Origin of the sequence: Chryseobacterium sp. CBSDS_008, assembly GCF_049959325.1 — a bacterium.
Lineage (GTDB): Bacteria > Bacteroidota > Bacteroidia > Flavobacteriales > Weeksellaceae > Chryseobacterium.
The window spans coordinates 43,472-61,628 of sequence record NZ_CP188202.1 but is presented as its reverse complement, the minus strand read 5'-3'; the positions used below and the strand labels follow the sequence as shown (position 1 = coordinate 61,628).

The 18,157-nt window shown below is 37.4% G+C and carries 15 protein-coding genes; 7 read left to right on the top strand and 8 right to left on the bottom strand.

Translation table 11 applies throughout. The features are described 5' to 3' along the window. Positions 1–46 precede the first annotated feature (46 nt). The gene (locus ACP3T3_RS00245; RefSeq protein WP_426477954.1) at positions 47–2,632 is read left to right on the top strand and encodes a TonB-dependent receptor domain-containing protein; all 2,586 of its coding nucleotides are present in this window, start codon (positions 47–49) and stop codon (positions 2,630–2,632) included. Between the two features lie 52 nt (positions 2,633–2,684). Here the strand turns inward: ACP3T3_RS00245 and ACP3T3_RS00240 are convergent, their stop codons facing one another. The 4 genes from ACP3T3_RS00240 to ACP3T3_RS00225 form a co-directional block, all read right to left on the bottom strand. Further along, positions 2,685–3,137: an adenylyltransferase/cytidyltransferase family protein gene (locus ACP3T3_RS00240; RefSeq protein ID WP_426477953.1), complete on the bottom strand. Its 453-nt coding sequence runs from the start codon at positions 3,135–3,137 to the stop codon at positions 2,685–2,687. Between the two features lie 146 nt (positions 3,138–3,283). Further along, on the bottom strand, positions 3,284–4,306 hold the full coding sequence (gene galE / locus ACP3T3_RS00235; protein WP_426477952.1) for a UDP-glucose 4-epimerase GalE: 1,023 nt from the start codon (positions 4,304–4,306) through the stop codon (positions 3,284–3,286). A 9-nt stretch (positions 4,307–4,315) separates the two neighbouring features. Next, positions 4,316–4,726: a hypothetical protein gene (locus ACP3T3_RS00230; protein WP_426477951.1), complete on the bottom strand. Its 411-nt coding sequence runs from the start codon at positions 4,724–4,726 to the stop codon at positions 4,316–4,318. Then, positions 4,707–5,849: a DegT/DnrJ/EryC1/StrS family aminotransferase gene (locus tag ACP3T3_RS00225; protein ID WP_426477950.1), complete on the bottom strand. Its 1,143-nt coding sequence runs from the start codon at positions 5,847–5,849 to the stop codon at positions 4,707–4,709. The genes ACP3T3_RS00230 and ACP3T3_RS00225 overlap by 20 nt, the downstream gene beginning before the upstream one ends. Positions 5,850–5,937: 88 nt before the next feature. Between ACP3T3_RS00225 and ACP3T3_RS00220 the strand changes: the two genes are divergently transcribed. Continuing rightward, entirely contained in the window at positions 5,938–7,539 is a 1,602-nt protein-coding gene (locus tag ACP3T3_RS00220) for a S8/S53 family peptidase (RefSeq protein ID WP_426477949.1), read from the top strand. 200 nt (positions 7,540–7,739) lie between these two features. Here ACP3T3_RS00220 and ACP3T3_RS00215 read toward each other — a convergent pair whose 3' ends face one another. Continuing rightward, on the bottom strand, positions 7,740–10,274 hold the full coding sequence (locus ACP3T3_RS00215; RefSeq protein ID WP_426477948.1) for a phosphoenolpyruvate carboxylase: 2,535 nt from the start codon (positions 10,272–10,274) through the stop codon (positions 7,740–7,742). Between the two features lie 222 nt (positions 10,275–10,496). Between ACP3T3_RS00215 and ACP3T3_RS00210 the strand changes: the two genes are divergently transcribed. The 5 genes from ACP3T3_RS00210 to ACP3T3_RS00190 all read left to right on the top strand — a co-directional run bounded on the left by ACP3T3_RS00210 (position 10,497) and on the right by ACP3T3_RS00190 (position 14,282). Then, positions 10,497–10,901 carry a hypothetical protein gene (locus ACP3T3_RS00210; RefSeq protein ID WP_426477947.1) on the top strand — a complete coding sequence of 135 codons (405 nt, stop codon included), beginning with the start codon at positions 10,497–10,499 and terminating at the stop codon, positions 10,899–10,901. A gap of 36 nt (positions 10,902–10,937) precedes the next feature. Beyond that, the gene (locus ACP3T3_RS00205; RefSeq protein ID WP_426477946.1) at positions 10,938–11,543 is read left to right on the top strand and encodes a hypothetical protein; all 606 of its coding nucleotides are present in this window, start codon (positions 10,938–10,940) and stop codon (positions 11,541–11,543) included. 194 nt (positions 11,544–11,737) lie between these two features. Beyond that, entirely contained in the window at positions 11,738–12,901 is a 1,164-nt protein-coding gene (locus ACP3T3_RS00200) for an iron-containing alcohol dehydrogenase (RefSeq protein ID WP_426477945.1), read from the top strand. Between the two features lie 198 nt (positions 12,902–13,099). Then, positions 13,100–13,561: a lipocalin family protein gene (locus ACP3T3_RS00195; RefSeq protein ID WP_426477944.1), complete on the top strand. Its 462-nt coding sequence runs from the start codon at positions 13,100–13,102 to the stop codon at positions 13,559–13,561. 64 nt (positions 13,562–13,625) lie between these two features. Then, positions 13,626–14,282, top strand: a complete 657-nt coding sequence (locus tag ACP3T3_RS00190) for a GDSL-type esterase/lipase family protein (RefSeq protein WP_426477943.1) — start codon at positions 13,626–13,628, stop codon at positions 14,280–14,282. A gap of 63 nt (positions 14,283–14,345) precedes the next feature. On the opposite strand, the gene ACP3T3_RS00185 is transcribed toward ACP3T3_RS00190, so the two are convergent. The 3 genes from ACP3T3_RS00185 to ACP3T3_RS00175 form a co-directional block, all read right to left on the bottom strand. Further along, positions 14,346–15,698, bottom strand: a complete 1,353-nt coding sequence (locus ACP3T3_RS00185; protein ID WP_426477942.1) for a DEAD/DEAH box helicase — start codon at positions 15,696–15,698, stop codon at positions 14,346–14,348. Between the two features lie 175 nt (positions 15,699–15,873). Then, a complete protein-coding gene (locus ACP3T3_RS00180; RefSeq protein WP_426477941.1) occupies positions 15,874–16,383 on the bottom strand; it encodes a hypothetical protein in 510 nt (169 codons plus the stop codon). Between the two features lie 118 nt (positions 16,384–16,501). Continuing rightward, positions 16,502–18,148, bottom strand: a complete 1,647-nt coding sequence (locus ACP3T3_RS00175) for an ABC1 kinase family protein (protein ID WP_426477940.1) — start codon at positions 18,146–18,148, stop codon at positions 16,502–16,504. Between the last annotated feature and the right edge of the window lie 9 nt (positions 18,149–18,157).

Below are 18,157 nucleotides of genomic sequence, written 5' to 3'. Positions count from 1 at the left end.
AATATTAAGGGTTATTCTTTCACGATCTTATACAAAAAAATAACCTATGAAGAATAAGACAGAAATTGTCAATATTTTTACCAGAAAAACTTTAGGACTTACATTAGTACTTTCTGCGGCAGTGATGGCATTTGCACAGGAAAAGGCTGAAGTTTCAGGAATCATTGTCAACAAAAAAAATCAACCGGTTCCTTACGCTTCTGTAACATTCAGTAATAAGGCCAGCCAATCATTAAGCGATGCTGTACTGACTGATGAAAAAGGACAGTATAAGCTTCCGCTTGTGCCGGGAGATTATGATATTACAATAGAGGCTATTGATTACAAAAAAAGCGTAGTCAGCAAAAATATTGCAGCTGCAGGTAATATCGGGGCTTTATCTATTGAAGCTGAGCCTTCCTCTACTATTGACGGCAAAACAAAAGAAATACAAGGTGTGGTTATTACCGCCTCTGCAGCTAAACCTTATAAAGTAGAACTTGACAAGAAAACCTATGATCCTTCACAGGATATTGTAAGTAAAGGAGGAAGTCTTCAGGATGTTTTGACCAACGTTCCTTCGGTTTCTGTAGATACAGACGGAACAGTTTCAATGAGAGGAAGCACCAATGTAAAGTTTTTGATCAATGGGAAACCGTCTTCTCTTCTTGGAATTGATGATGGCGCAAATGCTTTGCAAAGTATTCCGGCTGACCAGATCGAAAGAATTGAAGTGATCACCAATCCTTCTTCCAAATTTGAAGCGAGTGGAACATCCGGTATTCTGAATATCATTCTTAAAAAGGATAAAAAAATGGGATTCAATGGTAGTGTAACCGGAACTTTAGGTTACCTTCCAAGAACCAATCTTAACGCGAATTTAAACTGGAGAAAAGGTAACTGGACCTGGTTTTTAAATGGTGGCGGCGGTTATCAGAAGAATGAAAGCACCATGAAGAATACAACTACCAGAAAGGATGATATTGGCAGCCTGACTTCCGATGCATTCCCTTTTACACAGTATTCTCAACAAAATGGTAAAACAACAAGAGAAAGTAACACTTATAATGTGACTGCTGGTTTTACTCATGACTTCAGCGATAAGACTTCCATCAATTTCTCAGGAATGATCAGAAGTTTTGATACCGATCAGACAGGTCTTAATTCTTATAATGAAAGACAGTATACTACACCTACTTCTGGTGTAAGCAATGTTTTAAGGGAAAGAAACAGCTACGGAAATAACACAAACCTGGCAACCCAGTTTGATCTTGGGCTTGATCAGAAAATTGGAGATAATGGTCAGTTATTATCTGCATCCGCAAGTTACCAGACGAACAAAACAGACGGACTTAATAAAATTGTTCAAACAACATTTATTGAAAATATTGTACAGCCAAATGGTAACATCATCAATAATGTAAGTACAGATTCTAAAACGGATACTTTCATTGGAAAAATCGATTATGAACTTCCAATAGGTGAAAAATCTAAATTAGAAGCAGGAGCACGTTATGATTATAACAGAAATACCTATAACTATTTTGTAGATCAAAAGTTAAACGATCAACCTACAACTACCAGATTCGATTTTACAAGTAATACGGTATATTCTGAAAAGATTTTGGGAGTTTATGCACAGTTCAAAAGTAAAATTGGAGAAAAATTTGCGTATCAGTTAGGATTAAGAAGTGAGACTTCAAAAATTGACGTTAATTTTCAAAATTTTGATGTAAACGGAAACCCAGCAAATACTCCGGAAGTTAATAAAAACTATACTAAGTTCTTCCCTTCTGTATTTTTAAGCTATAATCTGGCAAAGAACAATCAGATCTTGTTAAATTATTCAAGAAGAATTAACCGTCCGAGAGCTTTCTCCCTGATCCCTTTTATGTCTTTTGATGATGACAGAAACTATTTCAGAGGAAACCCGAATCTTAATCCAACCTACGAAAACTCTTTTGAACTTGGATACAATCTTTCAAATAAAAAGATTACGTTTAATCCAACTTTGTATTTTAAAAAGTCTGAAGACGAGCAAAACAGATATCAATATGTAGATCAGACGGGAGCTGTAAACACCATTCCTTTCAACGTGGGTACGGAGACCAATTATGGTTTGGATTTAAACGGAACTTATGATCCTTACAACTGGTGGAAAATAATGCTTTCTGCTGACCTTTACGGATATAAAAATACAGGAAGCTATAACTTATTCCCGGACAATCCAAAAACCTTAAATGATTTCTCAGGTTCCGGATTCTCATACAGAATACGTTTTAACAATACGTTTAAGCCTACTAAAAACTTAAGCCTTCAAATCCAAAGCTTCTATAGAGCTGCTGAGAAAACAGCTATGAACAACAGAAAGGCAATGTATGGTATAGATTTTGGAGCGAGCCAGACCATCTGGAAAGGAAACGGAATTATAGGATTCAACATCAGAGACATCTTTAATACCAGAAAGATGAAAAACTTCTCTGATAATGCTCAGTTTACCCGAGAAATGGAAATGCAATGGCAACCAAGACAATTTGCTTTATCTTTCACTTATAAGTTCAAGCAAGGCGAGAAGATTGATGCCAAACCTAAAATTAAAAAAGATATTAATTCTAATACAAAAGGGGACGAAGAACAAGGCGTTCCAATGTAATACAACAAAAATCCCGAAAGTTTCCTTTCGGGATTTTTTTATTATTGATTTATTATTTTACAGGCTCTGCTTTCGAATCTTTCTCTTTTTCAGCTTCATAGATTCTTCTTCTTAAATCACTGGTGGAAAACCGATGGTCTCTTTTATTGTAAAAGATCTCAATTCCTTTTTCTTCACAGTACTGCTTACCTGTAAAATCTCTGTCCATATAATCATCTCCGATGATTCTTACATCAATCACAAATGATTTTAAAATATCCAACAGATCTTCTTCCGTGTAATAAGGAACGATCTCATCCACGGCATTCACTGCCTTCAGTTGGATATATCTTTCAACGATGGTCTGGCTTGGCTTATTTTTGTTGGGACGATCGTGAGATGGGTCGATCTGAAGCCCAACGATTAAATAGTCACATACGGTTTTGGCTTCTTCAAGCATTTTGATGTGACCTGCATGCAATAAGTCAAACGAGGAAAATGTAATACCTATTCTCTGTGTCTTCATATTAATTTAAATTAAAGCGTCTCTGAAAATACATGTTTTTAAAAGATAAACACTAAATATTCAGGGAAATGTTTTGTAATTTGTTTTTATTGATCGTTTTAAATTATTCTTTCATATACCATTAAAATATTTCTCAATACTCAAGTTTATGAATTTCTGCTGCTCAGATATTTCTGCCATTCCCAAACGGTTCTTAAAGATTCTTCCAGCGATGTTTCAGACTTCCAGTTAAGTTCTTTTTCAGCTTTTTCAGGGTTGGCATATGCAATAGTAATATCTCCTTCTCTTCTGGCACATATCTGATAAGGCACTTCTACATTATTGGCTTTCTCAAATGCTCTTACCACTTCCAGCACAGATGATCCTTTTCCTGTTCCCAGGTTGTAGGTATCAATCACAGCATCAGCAGAAGGATCTTCTACCAGCTTCTTTAATGCTGCGACGTGTGCTTTCGCCAGGTCAACCACATAGATATAATCACGAACGGCTGTTCCGTCCTCTGTAGGATAATCATCGCCCCAGATATTCAGTTTCTCACGCACTCCCGAAGCCGTCTGCATTACATAAGGCACCAGGTTATTGGGAATACCTATCGGCAGCTCGCCAAGCTTTGCAGATGGATGCGCTCCGATTGGGTTAAAATACCGTAACAATGATATTTTACTTTGATAGGCTTTTGCAAAATCAATCAGGATCTGTTCGCCCATTTGTTTTGTTTTCCCATATACACTTTCAGGTACTTTTAACGGAGTATTTTCATCTATTGGCATTACATCTGCCTGCCCGTATACGGTACATGATGAGCTAAAAATAAAATTGGAGATTTTTCTTTCCTTAAATTCCTGAAGGATATTAATCAAAGAGAACAAATTGTTCTCATAATAATCTACAGGTATTACCTGACTCTCTCCTACTGCTTTAAAGGCAGCAAAATTGATACATCCGTCAATATGGTGGGCATCAAAAACCTGGGTAAGAAGCTCTTTTCTTCTTAAATCAAAAGGATAAAAAACCGGCTTCTTGCCTGTAATTTCCTCAATATTTTTTAAAATAAACCTTTCCGTATTGGATAAATCATCTACAATAACCACTTCAAAGCCGTTATTGAGAAGTTCTACCACGGTGTGAGAACCGATATATCCAAGTCCGCCGGTAACAAGTATAGCCATTTTTATTTTTTAATCTTTGCTGTTTCCTATATTTTCTATTTCATTAGCTCCTGCATGTTTCTTCACCTTAAATACATTTACAATCAGCAAACACAGTATCATTATAATTAAAAATTTAAAAGTAAAATGTTCTAAAACGTAATATCCATTTAAAAATCCAAGCAGTATAGGATAGCCTAAAACAATGATGGACAGAAATAAACTAAGATTCAGAAACAATACCGCTTTATCATATTTCTCTACCAGATTGACAAATGCAAATGAATTAATAACTAACGAAATACCAGTAAATAATATTTTATATAGGTTAAAATCATTAAATATTTCAAGGATCCAAAATGCTGATATTGTAAAAAGTAGTAAGCTGGTTATGACTGCTAAGTAGTATACCAGCTTATATTTAAATATCTTTATTTTCATATCCCATAAACTCAAGCACTGCATCTGTAATATACTTCAGCTGCTCTTCGTCTAATTCGGTATGCATCGGTAAAGAGATTACCTGATCCAGAAGTTTATCGGTATTTACAAAATCTGCAGGATCACTTTCCTGGAAGTATGCTTTTTGCTTTCTCAGCGCTACCGGATAATAGATCATGGCAGGAATTTCTTTTTCCGTCAAAAACTTCTGAAGCTCATTACGTTTCCCGTTCAGGATTCTTAAAGTATACTGATGGAATACGTGGGTAGAATTTTCTGCTCTTTTCGGAGTCAGAATATTCGGATTTCCGGCAAATGCTTCATCATAAAAATCCGCAGCTCTTCTCCTTGCTTCGTTGTAAGAATCAAGATGGGGAAGTTTTTTTCTTAAAACTGCAGCCTGAATACTGTCAAGACGGGAGTTTACCCCTACCTCATCATGGTAATATCTTTCGTACATACCATGGTTTACAATTCCTCTTAAACGGTGAGCCAGCTCATCATTATTGGTGAAAATGGCACCTCCGTCTCCGTAACATCCCAGGTTTTTTGAAGGGAAGAAAGAAGTGGTTCCAACAGTAGACATTGTTCCTGCCTGCTTTACACTTCCGTCGGAGAATGTATACTCTGAACCGATGGCCTGAGCGTTGTCTTCAATAACATATAGGTTGTGCTCTTCAGCAATTTTTAAAATCTCTTCCATATTGGCACACTGTCCGAAAATATGTACCGGAATAATCGCTTTTGTTCTTGGGGTAATTGCTTTTTTAATCTGCTCTGTAGAAATTGTGAATGTATCATAATCTACATCTACCAATACAGATTTCAATTTAAGCAGGTGAATCACTTCTACCGTTGCCGCAAAAGTAAAATCAGCTGTGATAATTTCGTCTCCTTCTTTCAGATCTAAGGCCATAAGGGCAATCTGTAATGCATCTGTACCATTGGCACACGGAATCACATGTTTTACGTCTAAATAAGACTCCAATTCATTCTGGAAAGACTTTACTTCAGGACCGTTAATAAATGCCGCAGAATCCATTACATTCAAAACTGCATTGTCTACATCATTCTTTATTTTGTAATACTGACTTTGCAAGTCAACCATCTGAATTTTTTTCATATAATAAATATTTCTGTAAAAATAAGGAATTTAAAATCCTATCAAAAATTTTATTGATTTTGTTTTTATCTTTATACAAATAAATTTTATGAAAAAATTTTTACTCTTTTGTTTCCTAACAGGTTACCTTACTGTTTCCGCACAAACGGAACTCGTTTTTGTTTACTTCACGGATAAGCCTAATAAGGCTGCATTTTATGCAAATCCGCTTTCGGAACTTAGCCAGAAATCACTCAACAGACGTGCCACGCTGGGGATACCGTTGAACGATCAGGATGCTCCTATTGAACAGTCATATCTTCAGAATCTTCAAAATTTAGGGTTTGCTGTTACAGATTATTCAAAATGGCTCAACGGAGCAGCGGTAAATGCTACTCCTGCACAAAAAACCTTATTGCAGTCTCAGTCTTTTGTTTCGTCTGTTGAAAGCTTTGCGAGAAATACTTCTGGTACATTGAAAACAGCATCCGGCAAATGGAAAGACGATGCAAGCTTCAATAAAATACTTACCAACTTCAATTACGGGGCTGGTGCTGCACAAATTGACCAGGTAAATATACGGCCGCTTCATCTGGCAGGCTATACCGGAACAGGAGTTTCCATAGCAGTGATTGATGCGGGATTTCCCACCGTGAATACAGGAACTGCTTTTGCAAGATTGTGGACCGACAACCATATCAAGGCGTCCTATGATTTTGTTACCAAAACAGGAGATATTTACAATACGGCTCTCAGTCCTCATGGTTCTGTGGTGTTAGGTGTTATCGGAGGATATCTGCAAGATACTTTTGCAGGAGCAGCCCCTGATGCAGATTTTTACCTTTACCGCAGTGAAAATGCAGCTGTAGAAATTCCTGAAGAAGAGTTATACTGGATTGAAGCGGCCGAAGAAGCTGATACAAAAGGTGTAGAAATTATTACCTCATCATTGGGATACAATGTTTTTGATGACAGCCGTTACAATTACACGTATGCCCATATGAACGGAAATACTTCTTTCATTGCCAGAGGCGCTGGTATTGCGGCCGAAAAAGGAATTTTCGTTCTTGCTGCCACCGGTAATTCGGGACAGCAGCCATGGCATTATCTTTTGACACCGTCGGATAATGCTAACGTATTTTCTATCGGATCTGTAGATTCTGCAGGAAATGTTTCCGGATTTTCATCATATGGGCCTAACGCTCTCGGAGTGGTAAAGCCAGACGGAAGTACTCAGGGAACCGGTACAACAACAGTTTATGATAATGCTACCTTGATTGTCAACGGAACTTCTATTGCTACTCCTATTGCTGCAGGCGGTGTAGCGTGTCTTATCCAGGCGTTTCCAACGATGAACAGGGAACAGATGAGAACAAAACTAAGGCAAACCGCTTCGCTTTATCCAGCCCATTCGGACCAGACCGGATATGGCATTCTTAATTTCGGAAGTTTATACAACCTTGTCCTGAACACTTCTGAAATCGTAAAAAAGGAAAAATATGCCATATTCCCGAATCCTGCTAAAAATATACTGAATATTGCAACAGAGCAAGAAGTTCAGTCGTTAGAAATATATGATAACCTGGGCAGACTCATCAGGAAAAGCAATAACCAGAAATCTATAAAAGTGGAAGATTTTTCTAAAGGAACTTATTATCTGAAAATCCAGATGAAGGATAGCGTTTCTTATGAAAAATTCTTGAAGGAATAATTTTTTATTTCCCACACATCCAACAGATTGAGTAGATTCTGATATTCTATTTGATCTGTTGAATGTGTGGAAGCTATTTTTCTCAAACTGCATTCCTATGTTTTGGCTGAAGCCGGAGAATTGGCCATAAAAAAGAATGGGCTTCAGCCCATTCCTATTGATACAATATTGTACGATATGTACAAAATTTTGGTAATAACTTATGCTGAGTTTCTGCTGGCATTAATATTTCCGAATAAAGAACGTGTCACCAGTTTTTCATAAGCTTCTTTATTGCCTTCTCCTTTCTGAATCTTCATCAAAGCATACTGTTGAATACTCAACAGCGGAAGCACAATCTTTTCACGGATCTTCACCGATTTTCTGGACAGCGGATCTTCTTCCTGAAGCATTTTAAATCCTGTCAGCTCAAGCATGATATCTCGTGAAAGCTCATATTCATCGAAAAGAACATTCCAGAATGCGCCAAACTTAGGGTTGTTTTTAATATAATAGGTCAAAGGGAAATAAGACTTGTTCATACTCATCATCGAGTTCAAAACTAAAGTTTTAAAGAAATCGGAACCTTTGTAGAGCTCTCTTACTTCTTCAAATCTCCCCTGCTCCTTCATTTTTTGCATGGCATATCCAAACCCAAAGAATCCAGGTACATTCTGCTTCAGCTGTGACCACGAGCCTACAAATGGGATTGCCCTCAGGTCTTCGAATTTCAGCTCGCTTCCGTTTCCTCTTTTCGAAGGGCGGCTTCCGATATTGGTTTTTCCGTAATATTCAAGGGTACTCATTTCCTGAAGGTACGGAACAAACATAGGATGTGCTTTCAGGTCTGAATATTTTCCGTAGCTGATATCCGCAAGCTCTATTATTAAAGTCCTTTCTTTTTCTGTAAGCTCTTTCTTGGCATTTTTGAACACATCATTTTCAACTCCGGCAGTCAGAAGCTGTTCAAAATTATATTTTGCCTGTTCTTTGTTTCCAAAAATACTGGTAATGGTCTGCCCCTGAATAGTCAGTTCAATTTTATTATTGGCGATAGTTTTTCCCTGGGAAGCATAGAAATCGTGGGTCTTGCCTCCTCCTCTTGCAGGCGGGCCTCCTCTGCCATCGAAAAATACGACTTTGATGTTATTCTGTTCCGAAAGTTTTGTCAATACTTCTTTGGCTTTATAAATTTCCCAGTTGGCTTTTAAATATCCGCCGTCCTTAGTTCCGTCTGAGAACCCAAGCATAATGGTCTGCTGGTTTCCTCTTCTTTCCAGGTGCTTTTTATAAACGGGATTCTGGTACAGTTCATTCATCACATGCTCAGCGTTGGCAAGACCTTCCATCGTTTCAAAAAGGGGAACGATATCCATATTGACAGCTTCGTCTTTATATCCGCAAACCTTGAAGAATGCATACACATTCATCACATCTTTTACCGCATCAGAGTTGGAAATAATATAGCGGTTCATTCCTCTCAGTCCATTCAGGTGCTGAATTTCGGTAACCTGTGAAACCGTCAATAGGGTATCTTTCACAATATCCTCAAAATCTTCCGGATTTACCGTTTCTGAAATCTGAATCAGCTTGTTGAATTTCTGCTCGTAATCAGCCTCTTCATTTCCATATACTTTGGCAAAAACCTCATCAATAACTTTCTGGTGAATTCTGCTGTCCTGGCGGATATCCAACGTTGCAAAATGAGTTCCGAAGATCATCACCCGATCCCTGAAATTAACCAAAAGATCTAGAAATAAGGAGTTATGTTCGTTGATTACTATTTTTTCAGCTTCATCAGCTTTCTTTAAAATATCTTCTGCATTAATGCTTTTTCCATCAAAAATTGCAGCATACAATTCTTCGCTTAACTGGGTTAACACTTCAGAAACCCCTCTGAAGCTTAATCTTCTTCTGATAAATTTCAAATGGCTGTAATAGGATTTCAGAATGGCTGAACGAAGTTCTTCTGCTACTCTTTTCGTTACTTCTGCCGTTACAAAAGGATTTCCATCCCTGTCGCCTCCCGGCCAGAATCCCAGCTGGATAATATCTTCATGCAGATGAAAATGTCCGTTCCCGAAAGTCTTTTTAATCTTCGTAAACAATTCACCAATAGTATCATAGTAAACATATCTGAGATAGGAAATAATACTCAGGGCTTCATCTATCGGAGTAGGCTTTTCCTTGTTCACAAAAGGTGTCTTCCCCAACTGCTGCAGAAGCGTATCGATCTGAGTCACGGAGTCACTGGTAATAGCACCTCTTAAATCCTGAATAATTCTCTGTACTGAGCTTGGATAAAACTGGGTAGGGTGCGCTGTAAAGACAACTTTTACACTGAAATCTTTTAACTTTTCCCTTACTTTTTCAATTTTATGATCCTGTAAAGAGCGTTCAAAAAGATTGGTTACCGTACCATTGTCACTTTCGGAGTGAAGATTGGGAAATGCCGCATCTTCAATACTGTCAAACAAAACTACCTGTCTTTCTATATATTGTATGATCTTGAACAGCAGTTCCAGCTTCTGCTCTTCGTTCTGGAGATCGGTATGGTTTTTAAAAAATTCTTCGACGATTTCTTCAGGAGTCTTTCCTGCTTCATAGCCGTTTCGGCTTTCTTCATAAAGAAATGGAAGCAGCATTCCGATATTCGTCATTTTATCATAAGGCAGGCTCATAAACAATGAATTGTAGATCTGGAATTTATTTTCCACAATCTGCCTGAATTTTTCTGCGCGTTGGTCGTGTATCATAGTAACAAATGTAAGCGATTTTGAAATGTGTTGGATTGACAAATGACAAAAATTGAGGACAAAAATCAAAAAAACATTTAAAATTCATAACTACTTTTTCAGATAAACGCATGATTCAACCATGAATATTTGTGTCAGTTTGAAAATATGCAGAGTTCGTTTTAATAATTCAGGTTTAATATAATTTTTGTTTAATTTTACTCTTCACACCATCCATAATCCATGAAAAAAATATTTCCTTTCCTGCTCATGATAATTTTGTTCACATCTTGTGAAAAAGACTGTTACAATGCACCATTACCCGTCATTTTTGAGTTTGTCAATTCCAATAATGAAAATCTTATTGCCAACGGGGCATTAACAGCCTATTCAATTCAGGACGAAAATAATGTGAACGTACCGTTAACCAAAACATCCGACAACAGGGTTATTGTAGAAAATGTAGGTGCCTATAACGGAACAAAAAATTATACATTTTATTCCAATATCAAAAACATCGATTTTTCCATCCAATCCTCAGAATTTAAAGGAGGTTGTGATGGTTTTCAAATCAATAAATTGACTTTTACAGGGATAGATATTGATGTAACTGATGAAAAAGGCTATTATAAAATCGTTTTGGAATAATTCTCTTCCTAAATTTGCACCGGAAACCTATTCTCTATGAAAACAATCATCGCATTTTCCCTGATCTTCTCCAATCTGCTTTACAGCCAGATCAAGGTTCCCGATGATTATAAAAAAATCCCTGATATTCTTGAAACTCCGGATTATCTTTATCCGTTCATTGTTCCGGATAAAAACTATGTCTACTGGCGGGTTCTCAGCAATGATATGGATTATGAAAAAGCAGTGATTTATGAGAGCCAGGCTCCGGATTTTATGACCATCAATGAGCCTGTTCCCGAAAAAGGTTTCTTCCAGAAATGCATTGGTAACAATTGCTTTACTTACATTCTGGCTTGCAAAAATGAAAGATCTGTTTATTTTTCCAGCGAACAGCAGTTAAGAAATTTTATCGGAACCGTAGATAATCTCCCGGAAGCTATTTTACTGGCCAAAACCTATGGCTATTCCGTGGATACGAGCAATCGGTTTACAGGAGCCTATAAAATTGAAGACCGTTATATTTCCATGTACCTTATGCAGTCTAAAGGTTGTCCGGCCGTAAAAGAATCTTTTATGGTTAAAATCAACAGAAAAACCGGAAAGCTGGAAGCCAAAAGCAATGGAGTCTATGCAAAGGATGAAAACTGTCCTGCTTTGTAACATGTTGGGAAATACAAAACATAAACGAATATTCTTTAAGATAGTTCGCAAAGAATATCAATAGGAATATTACCGAAGTTTCGGAACAGCGCATTCAATAGCTTTCATAAAACTGAATAATAGCAATTTTAAAATTTCATTAACTCAGTTTTCCTTTTTCATTCCGTAAATTTGACTTAAAATAAATTTAGAACATGCTTAATTTCGAGTTTAAAAACCCAACAAAAATACTTTTCGGGAAGGGTGAAATCGCTAAAATTTCCAACGAAATTCCTAAAGACGCGAGAATATTAATGATTTACGGAGGCGGAAGCATCAAAAGCAATGGTGTTTACGACCAGGTAAAAGCAGCGTTGAAAGATCATGAAGTGTATGAGTTCGGAGGGGTTCCGGCCAATCCTGAATATGAAGTATTAATCAATGCGTTAAGTTTTATTAAAGAAAAAAACATCACTTATCTTCTTGCTGTAGGCGGCGGATCTGTGATTGACGGAACGAAATTTCTCTCCGCAGCAGCCCATTATGATGGGGAGCCATGGGATATTCTGAGAAAATCGGTAAGAACGTTTGAAGGTCAGGGAATGCCTTTCGGAAGTATTCTGACCCTTCCTGCAACGGGTTCGGAAATGAATTCCGGGTACGTAATCTCCAGAAGAGAAACCAATGAAAAATTATCTTCAGGAGGACCGGGACTTTTCCCGCAGTTTTCTGTCCTGGATCCGGAAGTCATCAGATCAATTCCAAAAAATCAGATCGTAAACGGAATTACAGATGCCTACACCCACGTTTTGGAACAGTATATGACGGCTCCTTCTTCTGCTGATCTTCAGGAAAGAATTGCAGAAAGCATCCTGATCAGTCTTCAGGAAACTGCTCCTAAAGTATTGGCTGATGATTTCAACTATGATGCTGCCGGAAACTTTATGTGGTGCTGCACAATGGCTCTGAACGGGCTTATTCAGAAAGGAGTAATTACAGACTGGGCCGTACATGCCATGGGCCACGAACTGACAGCGTATTTTGGTATTGACCATGCAAGAACGCTGGCCATCATTGCACCCTCTCACTACCGTTACAATTTTGAAGACAAGAAAGGAAAACTGGCCCAATATGCTGAAAGAGTTTGGGGAATTAAAGGCGGAAGTCTAGAAGAGAAAGCTGAACTGGGAATTAAGAAACTTGAAGAATTTTTCCACAGTCTTCATATCAAAACCAAACTTTCTGAATATACAGGAGATTTTGAAGGAACCGCTGAAAAGGTAGAAAAAGCATTTACAGACAGAAACTGGTTTGGCCTTGGAGAATATAAAAAACTCACTCCACAGGATGCTTATAAGATTGTAGAAATGAGTTACTAGTAGATTCCAGGTGCGGGATACGAGATCGGGAAGTGTTTATATTAGGTTTCAAACTCAAAATATCAACCCGAAACCCTTATCCCGCATTGTAACTTGTATAAAATTATTTAATTTATAAACATTCGTTTAAAAATTCATTATTTCATTACAGATATTTCAAATTTATTTATATTTTAGCATATTCTTAAATTTGTGAAAATGAAAAAACAGCTACTTTTATTTGCCTTTTCTGCCCTGGCACTTACTTCTTGTAAGGATGACAATCTTGACGCTTACGAAATGGATATCATGAAGGGAGATTGGAAGGAAGTTAAAAGGGAAATAATTTCAGGGAAAGATAATAAAACAGTGCTTTATTCTGAAGTTGTAACAGGATGTGCAACCAAAAACACCCTTTTCTTAAGAACAGACTATTATGTAAGCTACACAGCATATACAGGAGAAGGTGCAGATTGTACTCCATCTAAAAAAAGTGAGGGAAGATATACCTATGATGCTGATTCCAAAATAATCGGAATCAAACTTGGCGACGAGGGATCGGTAAACTACAGAATTGATGTGCTGACAGCCAAAGATCTTAAACTTGCCCAGCAATCAGGAATCTTTGATATGGACGGAGATAAAGTTCCGGACATTCCTTACGTGACTTACAAAAGATAAATCATAACTCCCGCTGATCGGGAGTTTTTTATTACTTTTATAGTTGAATTTAAAACTGAATATAATGAAGAAGATTCTATCAGCATTTCTACTGCTGTATTTTACTATTGCCTTTTCTCAGGAAAAAAAACCGATGTTCTGGCAGGACATCCAGGAGTTTAAAAAGCTGGATCAGCAAAATCCGCCGGCTAAAGAGGCTATTTTATTTATCGGAAGCTCATCTTTCACCAAATGGACTGATATAGCGGATTATTTCCCTGGCAAAACCATTATCAACAGAGGGTTCGGAGGATCACGACTTACAGACCTCAATTACTTTGCCAATGATCTTCTTGCCCCTTATCAGCCTAAACAGATTGTTATTTACTGCGGAGAAAATGATTTTGCAGACAATCACCAGCTGAAAGCAAAAGTGGTGGTAAACCGGTATAAAGCTTTCTACAAAAAAATACGTGCGAGATTTCCTGATATTGAAGTCGATTATATCTCTATCAAATATTCGCCAAGCAGAGAAGTGATCTGGCCGCAGATGAAAATAGCCAATAAAAAGATTGCTGCTTTTATGAAAAAGGAACCGAATGCTGAATTCATTGATGTAACGAAAGCAATGGAAGATGCTAACGGAAATGTAAGAAAAGATATTTTCGTGGAAGATATGCTTCATTTTAAGCCGGAAGGATATAAAATATGGGCTAAGATCATCACCCCTTATCTGAAATAAAGACGAAGAAAATTAAACCTTAGTAAAATAAAAACGATTCCTATGCTAGGAATCGTTTTTATTTTATTTCTTTCTTTTCGATTTTGATATTGCTTTCTGTTGGGCTCTGTTGGCTCCAAACTTCTTAGGTGCTTTTCTTTTGGAAGGTCCACCCCAGTTTTCTTTTGTATTTTTAGCCTTCTTCTCGTGGAATGCTCCTCCGCCATCATTCAGTTTTACCTGTGCAGGATTTTTCATAACTACCTGCTCTTCTTCAGCAGCAATCTTTTTAGGATTGATCTTAACGCCTTCCGGGAATTCATTAAATATCAATTCTTTGTCCATCAACAGTTCGATATCAAGGATTAAAGGTTCTTCTTTTTTAGTAACAAAAGTAATGGCCTTTCCTTCTTTATCTGCTCTACCCGTTCTACCGATTCTGTGGATATACTGCTCAGGAATATCCGGTGTTTCAAAGTTGATCACATGGGTAATGTTTGAGATATCAAGACCTCTTGCCATTACATCTGTAGTAATCAAACCTCTGATCTCTTCATTTTCAAAGCTTTTCATAGCCTTAAGTCGGTAGTTCTGAGATTTATTGGAGTGAATGACATCAAACTGTTCAGGGAAAAGCTCATCTATCTTAGTAAAAAGAAGGTCCGCATGCCTTTTATTATTGTTAAAAATCAACACTTTAGACATGTCTGCATTATTTTTCAGCAAATGTTCCAATAAGTTGATCTTGGTGTTGAAGTTTTCCACTTTGTAACCCGTCTGTTCAATTTTTTCAAGCGGTGTTCCTGATTTGGCCAATGAAATTTCTATCGGACTTGCAAAATACACATCCAGCATCTCATCTACTGCTTCCGTCATGGTTGCGGAGAAAAGAATATTCTGTCTCTTCTCTTTCATCATTTCAAAAATATGGGTAAGCTGTGGTCTGAAACCTAAGTTCAGCATCTCATCAAATTCGTCAATGATCAGCTTCTGAACTTCTTTCAGAGAAATGGCATTGTCTATGGAAAGATCCATCACTCTTCCCGGCGTTCCTACCAAAATATCGCAACCGTCGTTGAACAACAGTTTTTGAGTATTGATATTTTTCCCACCGTATATTCCGATTACTCTTGCAGTAATATTTTCTGTCAGTTTCTCAAGGATTTCAGTCACCTGCACCACTAGTTCTCTTGTAGGAACAAGTACCAAAACAGTTGGATTTCCTGTTCTGCTGTATTTCCATGTTTTCAGAACGGGTAAAAGATAAGCCAGTGTTTTTCCGGTTCCGGTCTGCGCAATTCCCATTACATCTCTTCCTGAAAGAATGGGTTTTAAGCTCTTCTCCTGAATTGGGGTAGGTTCAAATAATTCCAGATCCGCTAAAACATCAAGAATTTTAACCGGCAGGTCAAAATCCGCAAAAGTGAGTTTTTCCATTTTGCAAAGATAGGTATTTAATTACAAGTTAAAAATTAGGGTTGCAGATATTAGGCAACAGGTTGCAACAACTCGTTATTAAGAGTGATTCACTGATTATATTTAATTAAGCCCAAGAATATTTATAACAATACGTTAAACCAGCAACAAAATACAACCAGCAACAAATTAATTCCTAATTCACTTTTACACTATTGACCTTGATTTTAATGTCATCATCTTCCCATTTGCTGGAGGTAACGATAACGTATCCTTTCTTTTTGGGATCTTTTTTGATTGGAAATCTGTCTTCTTCCCACTGGTTACAATGCGTTGAAATAGATGGTAATAATGGCTTCCAGCCTGTTTTACTTAAAGTATATACATAGAACGGATGCCAGCAGCTGGTACACCAGTTCGGATAAAAGCCGATCTCATCTTTCCCATCATCATTGAGATCTCCCAAATTATACAGGCTCCCCTGATTGGCTGGTGAAATCGTGATAGGCTTTATACTTTTATCACTGAAGTAAATAGTTGTTTCACATTTTCCTTCACATTCGTCACCACAGTCACTGACTTTTGTATAGGCAAATTCTTTTGTTCCGTTGCCGTCAAAATCTCCTTGAAGGTTCTCTTCATTTCCTTGCTGGGCGTTGCAGTATGAGCTCAATAAAGTGATTGCGGTTATAATAAGTGTTTTCATTGTGGGGTTATAAGTTATGGGTTACGGGTTACGAGGTTCGGGTTGCGATATTTTTGATTCGAATGGTGTGATTCGGGCTATAAATACGGATAGAAAAACCGGAGGTTTAATTACAGTTTTATTTTCTTGTCACTCTCAGTAAAAGTATTAAAACTAAAATGACAGAAAAAATAAAGCCTAAGACTGCCACCAGAGACAATTCTCCTATTCTCGGTCCGGATTCTGAACTAAAAACGATGGCTGTAGCAATGATATTTGCGCCTAAGACCATGGCCAGAATCAGATTCACCACACTGGATTTGATCAATTGGTTGGTCTTCTCAATATTTTTGATCTCACTGGAAACCGTAAATTTATTTTCATCCAGTTTCTGAAGAACAGAACGGAGTTCTTTCGGAATTTCATCTACATTATCGGTGAAATTCATCATACGGTCCATCCCTGTTTTTAAAAGATTCTTTGGACTGATTTTCTTGGTGAAAATCTTTTTGGTATAGGGATGAAGGCTTTTGACGATATCCAGATCGGGATTAATGCTTCTCCCAACCCCTTCTATCAGACTGATCCCTTTAAATAAAAGATAGAAATAATCCGGCATGTAAAGCCTGTTATCTTTCAGAATATCCTTCATCTTGTTGATGATCACCTGCACATTAATGTCCTGTAATGAAGAACTGTGTACAAAGTTCAGAATGTCTTCCACATCATTTTCAAACCGTCTTTCATCAGGTATCTCGTAGCTTATAGCCATTTTTTTAAGGGAACGGACTATTTTATGCGAATTTTTGGCTACAAAACTTACGATAAGATTTTCAAGAATTTCTTTATCGTTAGGCTGAATTTTTCCTACGGCTCCGAAATCAATGAAAACGATTTTACCGTCTTTTTTCACTAAAATATTTCCGGCGTGAGGATCAGCATGGAAAAATCCATAGTCCAGGATCTGGGAAACAAACAGCCTTAATCCTGTTTCAGAAATTTTCACAGGGTCAATATCATTCGCCAGAAGAACCGTTTTATCGGTAACTTTTATCCCATCAATAAACTCCATACAAAGAATATTGTTGTTAGAAAATTCTTCGTAGACTTTCGGGACGTAAGTTTCTTTATTATTTTTAAAATTAAGGCGGAACTGCAGGATATTATTTCTTTCATTCGTCAAAGAAACCTCTTCCAGCAATGATTTTTCAAAAGTGGAAATAGCCTGTTTAAGATTAAGCTTTTCTCCTATTTCCGAATAGGCAGATATCAGTCTTTCAATATCTTTGATCAAAAGTAAGTCATCTTCAATAACTGACTGTACATCGGGTTTTCTCAATTTTAAGATTACCGGGCTGCCATCCAGTAAAACAGCTTTGTAAACCTGGGCAATGGAAGCTGTAGCCAAAGGTTCTTTCCTGATTTCACGAAAATAATCTTTCACGGAAATATTAAACTCACTTTCCAGCGCTTCTTCCACATCCATATCTACCGTTTCCACCTTGTCCTGAAGTTTCTGCAGCTCCTGAATCAGCTCCGGAGGCAGCAGGTCTTCTCTATTGCTGAATGTCTGACCCAATTTTACAAAGGTAGGTCCCAGCTCTTCAAGCGCCAGCCTTATTCTTTCGTAAACGGTTCCTTTTGAAATAATTTCGTCTGAACCGGAAATTTCTTCCTGCTTATTTCCCCCGTTCATTCTTGCCAGCATATCTTTGAACCCATATTTACTCAATACAGAAATCAGTCTTGCGGATCTTTTCAGTTTTCTTTGCTGCTTGTCAAACATAGTGTATCA